The organism is Pseudomonas sp. A125 (genome assembly GCF_055409485.1).
The window spans coordinates 120633-128768 of the sequence record NZ_JBUZVP010000021.1 but is presented as its reverse complement, the minus strand read 5'-3'; the positions used below and the strand labels follow the sequence as shown (position 1 = coordinate 128768).

At 60.0% G+C, this 8136-nt stretch carries 12 protein-coding genes; 10 read left to right on the top strand and 2 right to left on the bottom strand.

Features of this window, described 5'->3' with window-relative positions; translation table 11 throughout:
• Positions 1-42 precede the first annotated feature (42 nt).
• From ACZRN6_RS25395 to ACZRN6_RS25355, 9 genes are all read left to right on the top strand, one after another.
• On the top strand, positions 43-480 hold the full coding sequence (locus ACZRN6_RS25395; RefSeq protein ID WP_464009161.1) for a hypothetical protein: 438 nt from the start codon (positions 43-45) through the stop codon (positions 478-480).
• Positions 477-668 (top strand): hypothetical protein, encoded by a 192-nt coding sequence (locus ACZRN6_RS25390; RefSeq protein WP_003218303.1) that lies wholly within the window; start codon positions 477-479, stop codon positions 666-668. Before ACZRN6_RS25395 ends, ACZRN6_RS25390 begins: the two co-directional genes overlap by 4 nt.
• Positions 665-862, top strand: coding sequence for a hypothetical protein (locus ACZRN6_RS25385; RefSeq protein ID WP_464009160.1), 198 nt, complete (start codon positions 665-667; stop codon positions 860-862). The genes ACZRN6_RS25390 and ACZRN6_RS25385 overlap by 4 nt, the downstream gene beginning before the upstream one ends.
• Positions 855-1202: a hypothetical protein gene (locus ACZRN6_RS25380; protein WP_339496892.1), complete on the top strand. Its 348-nt coding sequence runs from the start codon at positions 855-857 to the stop codon at positions 1200-1202. The genes ACZRN6_RS25385 and ACZRN6_RS25380 overlap by 8 nt, the downstream gene beginning before the upstream one ends.
• 156 nt (positions 1203-1358) lie before the next feature.
• The gene (locus ACZRN6_RS25375) at positions 1359-2516 is read left to right on the top strand and encodes a hypothetical protein (protein ID WP_464009159.1); all 1158 of its coding nucleotides are present in this window, start codon (positions 1359-1361) and stop codon (positions 2514-2516) included.
• Between the two features lie 7 nt (positions 2517-2523).
• Positions 2524-3285 carry an ERF family protein gene (locus ACZRN6_RS25370; RefSeq protein ID WP_464009158.1) on the top strand — a complete coding sequence of 254 codons (762 nt, stop codon included), beginning with the start codon at positions 2524-2526 and terminating at the stop codon, positions 3283-3285.
• Positions 3286-3288: 3 nt separating this feature from the next.
• Positions 3289-3906 carry a lambda exonuclease family protein gene (locus ACZRN6_RS25365; RefSeq protein WP_464009157.1) on the top strand — a complete coding sequence of 206 codons (618 nt, stop codon included), beginning with the start codon at positions 3289-3291 and terminating at the stop codon, positions 3904-3906.
• Positions 3903-4496 carry a hypothetical protein gene (locus ACZRN6_RS25360; RefSeq protein ID WP_464009156.1) on the top strand — a complete coding sequence of 198 codons (594 nt, stop codon included), beginning with the start codon at positions 3903-3905 and terminating at the stop codon, positions 4494-4496. The genes ACZRN6_RS25365 and ACZRN6_RS25360 overlap by 4 nt, the downstream gene beginning before the upstream one ends.
• A 69-nt stretch (positions 4497-4565) precedes the next feature.
• A complete protein-coding gene (locus tag ACZRN6_RS25355; RefSeq protein ID WP_464009155.1) occupies positions 4566-4892 on the top strand; it encodes a hypothetical protein in 327 nt (108 codons plus the stop codon).
• 57 nt (positions 4893-4949) lie between these two features.
• Here the strand turns inward: ACZRN6_RS25355 and ACZRN6_RS25350 are convergent, their stop codons facing one another.
• Together ACZRN6_RS25350 and ACZRN6_RS25345 are read right to left on the bottom strand one after the other, a co-directional pair.
• Positions 4950-5312, bottom strand: a complete 363-nt coding sequence (locus tag ACZRN6_RS25350; RefSeq protein ID WP_464009154.1) for a hypothetical protein — start codon at positions 5310-5312, stop codon at positions 4950-4952.
• Positions 5309-5755 carry a hypothetical protein gene (locus ACZRN6_RS25345; protein ID WP_464009153.1) on the bottom strand — a complete coding sequence of 149 codons (447 nt, stop codon included), beginning with the start codon at positions 5753-5755 and terminating at the stop codon, positions 5309-5311. The genes ACZRN6_RS25350 and ACZRN6_RS25345 overlap by 4 nt, the downstream gene beginning before the upstream one ends.
• A 187-nt stretch (positions 5756-5942) precedes the next feature.
• On the opposite strand from ACZRN6_RS25345, the gene ACZRN6_RS25340 reads away from it, so the two are divergent.
• The gene (locus ACZRN6_RS25340; protein ID WP_464009152.1) at positions 5943-8114 is read left to right on the top strand and encodes a DNA cytosine methyltransferase; all 2172 of its coding nucleotides are present in this window, start codon (positions 5943-5945) and stop codon (positions 8112-8114) included.
• Positions 8115-8136: the final 22 nt, after the last annotated feature.

The window sequence follows — 8136 nt, the reverse complement described above, 5'->3', positions numbered from 1 at the left end:
GATCAGGACTACTTCGACTAACTCGCCACTCTGGAGGCGACCATGAACGCAGCATTGAAGATATGCCAGGAGCGTTACGACGCTCAGTTGCCTCCAGAGGTAAGCGAGAGCGACGAGGTGACGGACTGGCTTGAGCATTCGGCGGAGCGCCTGGTGTGCGGCGTCGACATCAAGTGGAAGCGCCGCTACGGTCAGCCGCAGGTGGTGACGTTCGACCGGTTCTGTGCCTACCTGCAGGGCCACCTGAACCAGCGCCAGATCGACGACCTGGATGAGCGTGACTCGTTCGCCAGACTGTTCCTGTCGTCGATCCTCGGCGGCCAGGCAGATTCACGCGGACATGCAGCTGACCTTATCGGCCAGGCCCGCCCCATCGAAGCCGCAGAGCGCATCGCCATGGACCTGCTCAGGCCCTACGCAGCCGAAGCCGTAGCGGCGGAACGGGAAGAGCGCGAAGACGACGTGGATGCCGGCCTATGAGCCCGCACATCCTGATCGATGAGGCACTTGAAGCGCTTGAGCATCCCAGCAGCGAGCCCGGCGCTCAAGCCGTCGTCGTGCGGATGATCACAAACATGCTCACCGGCGACGCGATCACCGTCGAAGAATTCAACCACTACTGCCAGCGCCTGCTGAAAATCACCAGGCACCGCAAGGAGGCTGCATGACCACGCCAATCGTGAAATCGCTGGCTGATGAGCAGCTCGACGATATCGAGCGCCGCATCGCAATTTTGGGCTTTGGCCTTCCCTTCAATGAACTGATCGGCCGCAAGCGTGAAGACCTGGTGCGCGACCTTCCGCAGCGCCTGGCGCCGACAATGAAGGGCGGTCGGATCGCGGTGAGGATTCGTCATGGATGACCGTGAAATGCTCTATTTGGCTGCCGAAGCTGCTGGCCTTCGTTGCAACGGCCATTACCCAGACAAGAATGGTTACGTGTGCTTGAGCAGCCATACATTTTCGTCTGGCTACTTTAGCCCTCTCGATTTCAATACCGGCCACGCTTTGATCCTTCAGGCGCGTTTGGGAATAAGCATCGACATGAACGTGGTGACTGAGCGCGGCTTCCAGACGGGGTGGGTTCAGGCGTATCACGACGATGGCCAGGCTTGCGAGGACGTGACGGGTGGGCGTGCGGAGTCTGCGATATGCAGGGCCATAGTAAGAGCTGCCGCTGCAATCAGAGAGTCGCGGTCATGACTACCCGCCAGCGCACCCGGCGCCTACTCATCTGGCGCGGCTCCTTCCCTGTCCTCGCCCTCTTCACCTTCCTGATGTTGATCGGCGCCCTCGCTGATCGAATCACTCAATAACCAACACCTTCAATCGCTGCGAGCATCGCGGCAGGGAGTCACCGTGTCCGCACAACAGCAAGTCATCACCATCGACGACATTAGCGCCGACAACGCTCCGGCCATTTACGTTGCCGGTGGCCTGGGCCAGTTCTTCGACGCGGTGAAGGCCGAAGTCACCGCCGAGGTGCCCGATCTGACCACCCGCAAGGGCCGCGAGCGCATTGCTTCTCTGGCCGCAACGGTGAGCAAGTCCAAAAAGGCAGTCGAAACACCCGGCCGCGACTACCTGAAGCGACTCAAGGAAATGCCCAAGGTGGTCGAGGCTGAGTTGCGCGAGTTCGTCACCAAGATGGATGCCCTGCGCGATGCAACCCGGCAGCCGCTGACGGACTGGGAGGCAGCAGAGCTGGCCCGCACCGACAAGCACGTCGACGGTATCCAGGCGATCAAGGATCTGGTCGTTTTCGAGTCCACACCGACCGCCGCCCATGTCGCCGACCTCATCGCCCAGCTTGAGTTGGTCGCAATCAGCGAAACATGGGAAGAGTTCCTGGCTGAAGCCGCCCAGGTGAAAGACCAGACCCTCGCAAAGCTGCGTGCCCTGCTGGCCGAGCGCGCCCAGTACGAAGCAGAGCAGGCCGAACTGGCCCGGTTGCGCGCCGAAGCTGAAGCACAGGCCCAGCGCGACCGAGATGCAGAGATTGCCCGGGTTGCTGCCGAGCGTGCCCGAATCGAAGCAGAACAGCGCGCCCAGGCAGAACGTGACGCCGCTGCCCGGCGTGAGCAGGAACTGCTGGAACAGGCCGCCGCCGCCCAGCGCGCCGCCACACAGGCAGCGCTGGACGCCGAGGCAGCCGCCGAACGTCAGCGCCTGCAACTTGAGATGCAGGCCGAACAGTCCCGCGCAGCAGCGGCACAGGCCGAGACGAACCGCATTGCCGCCGAGCACCGCGCCGAGCAAGAGCGCACCGCCGCTATTCAGCGTCAGGCGGAAGCTGTTGAGCAGGCCCGTAAAGCAGAAGTCGCCAGGCAGCAGGCCGCGGCGGATGAAGAGCGGCGCCAAGCAGCGGCACGCGAAGCGAACAAGGCACACCAAACCAGGGTCAACCGCGCCGCCCTGGAAGCTTTAGTCACCGGCGGCATGACTGAAGAATGTGCCAAGCAGGCAATCACCTTGATCGCCCAGCGCAAGATCCCTTCCATTTCCATTTCCTACTGAGGTCGCCATGAGCAATCTTGCAGTGAAGGACACGGTCGAGCGCTTGCCGGCCGTGCAAAGCGAATCCGCCACGATCATGGCGATCATTCAGCAGGTGGCCACCAACCCGGCCGCCGATATCGACAAGATGGAAAGGCTGATGGTGATGCATCAGCAGCATCAGGACAGACTGGCGAAACAGGCATTTGATGCCGCAATGGCCGAGATGCAGAAGAAGCTCCCGGTGATTCGAGAGCGTGGCGCCATCCGCGACAAGTTCAAGAACGTGCAATCGACCTACGCCCTCTGGGAAGACATCAACGAGGAGCTGAAACCCATTCTTGCAAAGCACGGGTTTGCTCTCTCGTTTCGCATTCCCCGCGGCGCGAATGGTGTCGAGGTTGAAGGCGTGCTGAGCCACAAAGAAGGACATCGAGAAACCACATCGATTTTGCTTCCCGCTGACACTACGGGCAGTAAAAACGCCGTTCAGGCGGTCGCCAGCTCGGTCAGCTACGGCAAGCGCTACACCGCTGGCGCGCTGCTCAACTTCACGACCACCGGTGAGGACGACGACGGTCAAACCGCAAACCAAAAACCCGCCGCCCCGGCCGAGCCAGTCATCACTGCCGGCCAGGCCGCGCAGCTCGACGCTCTGCTCAAAAAGTGCAGCCAGGTGCTGCAGGACAACTTCGCAGCCAAGTACGGCTGCGCCGTCAACGTCTTCAAGTCCGAGTTCGATGCCGTGTCGGCTCGTATCACCAAAGCCGCCAGCCGGCCGCAGGAGTAAGCCATGCAAATCATCACTGAAGTACAGCAAGGCTCGCCTGAGTGGCTGGCCCTGCGCCTGGGCATTGTCACCTGCTCCGAACTGGAGTGCCTGCTGGTCAACGGCAAAGGCGAAGCAGGTTTCGGCGCCGGCGCATTCACCTACATGAACACACTCATCGGCGAGCGCATCACCGGCGAAGCTGCCGATCCTTTCCAGGGCAACCGGCACACAGAGCGTGGCCATGAGCTGGAAGGCGTTGCCAGGAATCTGTACGAGCAGCGCGAAGAAGTCAAAACCAAGCAGGTCGCAATCATCCTCAACCACGGTGCCGGCTACTCGCCTGACTCGCTGGTCGGGCCCAAAGGCCTAACCGAGATCAAAACCAAGCTGCCGAAGTTTCAAGTAGAAGTGATCCTTTCGGGCGAAATCCCGAAAGAGCACGTCGCTCAGTGCCAGGGCGGCTTGTGGGTCTCCGAGCGTGAGTGGATCGACTTCGTTTGCTACTGGCCAGGCATGCCGCTGTTCATCAAGCGCGCCTACCGGGATGAGGCGATGATCCGCAAGCTCACCGAGCGTGTGAAGACATTCTACGAAATCCTCGACGAGCGCATGAACCAGGTACTGGGGATCGCAGCATGATCAGCAACCACCTCAGCTTGGTCGAGGCACTGCGCCCGGCCTCAGATGAACTGGCGGCCCAGGTCGCCCAGTACCTAGCCGGCGGCGGCCAGATCGAAGAAGCGGCGCCCATCGGCTATATCCCCAAGCCGATCACCTACAGCAACCAGATGCCACCCGCGCCGAAGCCGTTTCTTCGCCGGCGGGTCGAGTCAGCTCTCCTGCCGATGGCGCCGCTCGATATTCGTAGCCAGAAACGCCTGGAGCTGGTTGAACGGATTCGCGAGCTTGCCCCCACCCACGCAAAGGTAGATGTAGCTGAAGAGCTGGGGATTGACCGGCGCACGGTATCCACCATCGGCCAGGAGTTCGGGATTACGTTCAAGGCCCCAACCCGGGGCGGCGCTCGAAACCTGGTGCCCAGGCGAGCGGATGAAGCCAGCGATGCGAAATACGCTGAGCGAATCCGAGCATTCCTGGAGCTTGGCCTGACCCGGCGCCAGTGCCTAGGGCGACTGGCCATGGGATCGAAAGCCTTCGAGCGGATCATCGCCGCCCACAGCATCGACTACCCAAAGGCAAAACCGGGGCGAACTAAATGCGCCGCATAGCACGCACCCAGCAACGCAAACGTCAAACCTGGCTCGCACTGCCGGCCAGCGGAATAGAAGAGGTAGGCCATGGCCAAGACTGTGCAGGAACGATCGGCCAAAACTGCCAGGAAGCGCGTGGCGAATGCCGAAGAGGAATTGAGGCTCAGGGTTCGCCCCGGCACCCGCCAGGCGCTGGCCGACCTGATGGAGTGGTCAGGCATTACCGAGCAGGGTGAGGCGATGACGCTGATGATCCACCACCTGCACGCGATGGGTGCCGCGAAGTGTCAGCCCCTACTGAATCCGCCGCGCCACGAAATAGAGATATCGCAAAACGTGGCGCGTGAATTTCGCAACAAAAGCCTTCTCGCCATCCAGAAAGACCCAGGCGACGAGATCATCGAGCCCGAATAACACACCCTACTCGCTGTATCTCTAAATTCGGGGCGACGCCCGTAACTGAGTCGCCAATCAGCGAAAATAGTTAAGGAGCCGATCAACCCCTCCAACTGACCTTCGAATCAAACGATAAAGCTCCCTTATCTCAGGCTCATCGCTTTCCGACTCCCAGATGACCCTGTCAAACCCATCGAGTATCGCCATTACTACAGTTTCGCACCAGTAAAAGCTGTCCTCATCGGTAAAGTGCCGATATTTAACTTCGTACAAAGCAATACGCGTATCTTTAAAAACAGTCTCAACAAACAAAGAGAAGTAGTTGCCAGTACCCATCGTGATTGTAGACGGCACTTCATTTATTTTCCACCGAATAAGATTTTTGGAAGTTTCCTCTATGAGGCGAACTGCCATATTTGCTGCTTTAGCATCTCTCATATTCTTTGCGCCTCATTATCTTTCGTAAGCCCTTCGAGCAAAGCAACGAAGGTGTGTAGTTCCCCATGAATATCCCAGCAAATATCACTCGTAACCGGAGATTTGAAGAACATCCATCGACGCCTATCGATAAGAAAAATCACCTTATCCGCTGAATTTTTTTCCAACTTATTCAAATTAGGCCGGACATTCTGTATATGCCCCTTGATGCTATAGATTATCTCTGTGGCGTCTCTGGCCTTTGATTCATCCCAGTCAGTAATTACACGCCTAAAAGCCGGCAAAATATCATGCAGCGTCTTGTGTGCATCCGGTAGGCGTTCTTTCTTTTTTAATTGTTTCTTAAGTGTCCCGACCAAATAGTAGGTTACAACGGTGAATACCGTACCAATAACGGTAAATACGATACCTACCTTATTTGCCGTATCCCAACTAATTTCCATTTAATACATCCATGCAACACAAACAAGAATGAGGCAATCAGAAGCGGACGATGATACCGCCGCCCAGATTCTGCTTCAAGCGTAGGCCATGTAGCCCCCTAGCCTACCTGTTCATCTCTAGAAACTTTGCACATCGATCCTGCTTTCCGCGCCTCCCTTTATCAACGCCAAACCGCGAGAAACCGCCATGCTCCCACATAAAAAAAATCCCTTCGATTTCAAAACCCAATACGGACTCGGCTTCAACCCTCAGGACGATGAGATCGTTGTCGACTTCTTCTGTGGTGGTGGCGGCGCCGGTACCGGGCTGGAAATTGGCCTGGGCCGCGCAGTGAATGTGACGAAGAACCACAGCCCGCAAGCGATCAGCATGCACACCATGAACCACCCGGGCGCCCAGCACTTCACCACCGACGTGTTCGAGGGTGATCCGGACACCGAGTGTGGCGGCAAGGCCGTCGGGTGGTTCCACATGTCACCGGACTGCACGCACCACAGCCAGGCGGCCGGCGGTCAGCCGCGCAAGCGCGAAATCCGCAACCTTTCGTGGATCGGCCTCAAGTGGGCAGGCATGAAGCGGCCGAGGGTGATCAGCCTGGAGAACGTGAAGCAGATCCTGCAGTGGGGCCGGCTGATCGCCAAGCGCGACAAGGCCACCGGCCGCGTGGTGAAACTCGGCGGCGACGTTGCCGCACCTGGTGAGGTTGTGCCGGTTGGCCAGCAGTTCCTGATTCCTGATCCAAAACGGCGCGGCCGCACCTGGCGCCGCTTCGTGGCCCTGCTCGAGGGTATGGGCTACGTCGTTGAGTGGAAGGTGATCCGGGCCTGCGACTTCGGCGCACCGACCAGCCGGGAGCGGCTGTTCATGATCGCCCGGTGCGATGGGCAGCCGATCGTTTGGCCGGAGCCGACCCACGCCAAGAACCCCACCAAGGGCCAGCAGAAGTGGAAGACCGCCGCCGACTGCATCGACTTCACTGACCTGGGCAAAAGCATATTCGGCCGCAAGAAAGACCTGGCCCCGGCTACCCTGCGCCGGGTTGCCAAGGGCATGAAGAAGTTCGTCATCGACAGCGCGTCGCCATTCATTGTGCCGATTGCCAATTGGTCCGGCGAGGCAGTGCAGTCCGCCGATGAGCCGCTGCGCACCGTCACCTCCTACCCAAAGGGCGGCGCCATCTCGGTGGTCAGCTCCGTGATGGTTACCGCTGCCCACGGCGAAGGCCTGCCAGGCAGCACTCAGCGTTGGGGGGTTGGCAGCAAATCAGTAGTCGACCCACTCGGCACCGTAACAGCCAGTGGCGGGCACTCGGTCGCTGCGGCCACACTGGTGCAGCTTGGCAATGGCGATAAGCCAGGCGCAGCTCCCCGCAGCGCAGATATGGGTCAGCCACTTGGAACCATCATGGCCTCCGGCGGAAAGTACGCCGTAGCAGCTGCGCACCTGGTGAAATTCCGTTTCGAAGACGCGGGCAAGGCGCTGGACGAACCACTGCCGACCATCACCAGCGGCGGCAACTATCAGCGCCCAGCTGGTGCCGCTCACGCCATGGGCATATCCACGGTGTTCATGGCTCAAATGAATGGCGGCTTCAACACTACCGACGCCAAAAGCATCGAAGACCCGATAACCACAGTGACCAACACCGGAAGCCAGCAGCAACTGGTCAGCGCGACCTTGATCACGAACACCACAGGGCACGCTCCCAGCGACCTCGCTGGACCGGTGCCAACAGTGACCACCGGACAGCACCACGCATTGGTAGCGGCAAATTTGGTGCACCTGCGCGGCAACTGCGATGCACGGGACGCCAATGACCCGCTGCACACCATCAGCGCCGGCGGCCAGCACCACGGGTTGGTCAGCGCATTGATGGAGCGGGCATTCGGCGGCAGTATTGGCCAGGGCCTGGATGATCCAGCGCCGACCATCACCGCCGGTGGCGGCGGCAAGAGTTCGCTGGTGTCGCTCACCCTTTCGCCGGAACACGAAGCCGGCGCCCTGCGCGTTGCCGCATTCCTGATCAGCTACTACGGCACCGAGAACATCAGCGCTTGCGACTCGCCGGCGCCGACGATCACCACGAAGGACCGCCTGGCGATGGTCACCGTGATGGTCAAGGGCACGCCCTACGTGATCGTCGACATCTGCCTGCGGATGCTGAAGCCGTCCGAGCTGTACAAGGCCCAAGGCTTCCCCACCGACTACATCATCAGCCACGGTGCCGACGGCAAGCCGTTCACCAAGACCCAGCAGGTGCACATGTGCGGCAACAGCGTCAGCCCGCCGCCGATGGCAGCGCTGGCACGGGCCAACGATCCATGGCGAACCGAGCAACGCCAAGCACGCGCCGCGTAACTCCCCCACTCCACTGCCCGGG

Bases quoted from the DNA above. Each gene is read 5' to 3' on its own strand.
- ACZRN6_RS25390 (WP_003218303.1), top strand. From the start codon at position 477: ATGAGCCCGCACATCCTGATCGATGAGGCACTTGAAGCGCTTGAGCAT.
- ACZRN6_RS25350 (WP_464009154.1), bottom strand. From the start codon at position 5,312: ATGAGAGATGCTAAAGCAGCAAATATGGCAGTTCGCCTCATAGAGGAA.
- ACZRN6_RS25395 (WP_464009161.1), top strand. From the start codon at position 43: ATGAACGCAGCATTGAAGATATGCCAGGAGCGTTACGACGCTCAGTTG.
- ACZRN6_RS25360 (WP_464009156.1), top strand. From the start codon at position 3,903: ATGATCAGCAACCACCTCAGCTTGGTCGAGGCACTGCGCCCGGCCTCA.
- ACZRN6_RS25355 (WP_464009155.1), top strand. From the start codon at position 4,566: ATGGCCAAGACTGTGCAGGAACGATCGGCCAAAACTGCCAGGAAGCGC.
- ACZRN6_RS25345 (WP_464009153.1), bottom strand. From the start codon at position 5,755: ATGGAAATTAGTTGGGATACGGCAAATAAGGTAGGTATCGTATTTACC.
- ACZRN6_RS25385 (WP_464009160.1), top strand. From the start codon at position 665: ATGACCACGCCAATCGTGAAATCGCTGGCTGATGAGCAGCTCGACGAT.
- ACZRN6_RS25365 (WP_464009157.1), top strand. From the start codon at position 3,289: ATGCAAATCATCACTGAAGTACAGCAAGGCTCGCCTGAGTGGCTGGCC.
- ACZRN6_RS25380 (WP_339496892.1), top strand. From the start codon at position 855: ATGGATGACCGTGAAATGCTCTATTTGGCTGCCGAAGCTGCTGGCCTT.
- ACZRN6_RS25370 (WP_464009158.1), top strand. From the start codon at position 2,524: ATGAGCAATCTTGCAGTGAAGGACACGGTCGAGCGCTTGCCGGCCGTG.
- ACZRN6_RS25340 (WP_464009152.1), top strand. From the start codon at position 5,943: ATGCTCCCACATAAAAAAAATCCCTTCGATTTCAAAACCCAATACGGA.